The 1,054-nt window shown below is 64.3% G+C and carries 1 pseudogene; it reads right to left on the bottom strand.

The window, feature by feature from the left end:
- Window positions 1-378, bottom strand: a pseudogene (locus INF29_RS14450) (putrescine carbamoyltransferase); the annotation flags it as partial.
- Window positions 379-1,054 lie beyond the last annotated feature (676 nt).

Raw genomic sequence — 1,054 nt, 5'->3', positions numbered from 1 at the left:
CATGCCGTTGATGACGGGCACAGCGGAGCCCTCGGCGAGGCCGACGACGTCCTTGTGACGGTTAACGCGAGCCATCATGATGTCGAGCAGGCTGCCCATGACGCGGGCGGTGTCGCCGAGGGACTCGTGGCCGCCGAGCTGGATGGTGCCGGGGCCGTAGAACTGCGCATGGCCGCCGAGGTCGGTCATGGCCGTCTCGAAGGACAGGCGGGTGCGGGTGGACACCTGCTGGAAGATCATGCCGAGGCTCCTGTTGCGGAGCAGGTGCGGGTAGTAGTCGCCCTCCTTGATGGCCTTCTTCATGGCGAGGCCGAGATCCTCGATGGCGAGGATCTCTTCCTTGGTGAAATCATTGGTGTCGATAAAATCCTTGACCATGTCTCCTCCTTCTTTCGTTGGGCTGATGCCCGAGACGGTGTCTGAACGGCCCGCGTGGAGGACGGCGATCCCGCCGCGGCTCGCGCGCCGGCCGCTTTGCTGACTCCATTGTTTTACCCGAAAGCGCGAAAGTGTGAGTTTACGGTGGATTAAAGGCCGTTTGCGGAATTATTTCCGGGTTAAACCGCTTGTAATCTCGCAGGTAGAACGGGTGAAGGTTTCGTTTTGTCCGTTCGTTTGAACCGTTCGCGGAAAACAGGATTTTTATCTGTATAACGCCAACGGGCGATTTTCGCCGGCGGGCGGCGCACCTTTCGATGGGGCTTCCACACGCCCCGTGCCGCCGCGTTGATGCGCGGATGCCGCTCGACCTCCACTCAACCGCCCCCTTATCCCAATCGATATCGCGCTCCGGCACGGAATGCGGGTTGCCCGACGGGCCGACGGCGGGAACCGACGCATTCCCGCGCCGTCTTTGCGCGCGAGTCGAACCGTGCTACCATGCACGCGAGTTCCGCGGTCCGGCGCCCTCGATCTGCAGGCGCCCCGCACGTGTCGCTTACGGCGCCGCGCGGCCCGCCATCCGGCGCCCCAGCTCGTCCTGCGGGCATCCTCGGCACGGTCCCCACACAGGCTGCGGGCATCCGCCGCATGGTTCCCGCGCGGTCTGCGGGCA

Source organism: Anaerotignum lactatifermentans, assembly GCF_014982935.1.
GTDB classification, from domain to species: domain Bacteria; phylum Bacillota; class Clostridia; order Lachnospirales; family Anaerotignaceae; genus Anaerotignum; species Anaerotignum lactatifermentans.
Note: the sequence above shows the minus strand (reverse complement) of the source record. Positions and strands in the feature narration are given on the sequence as shown.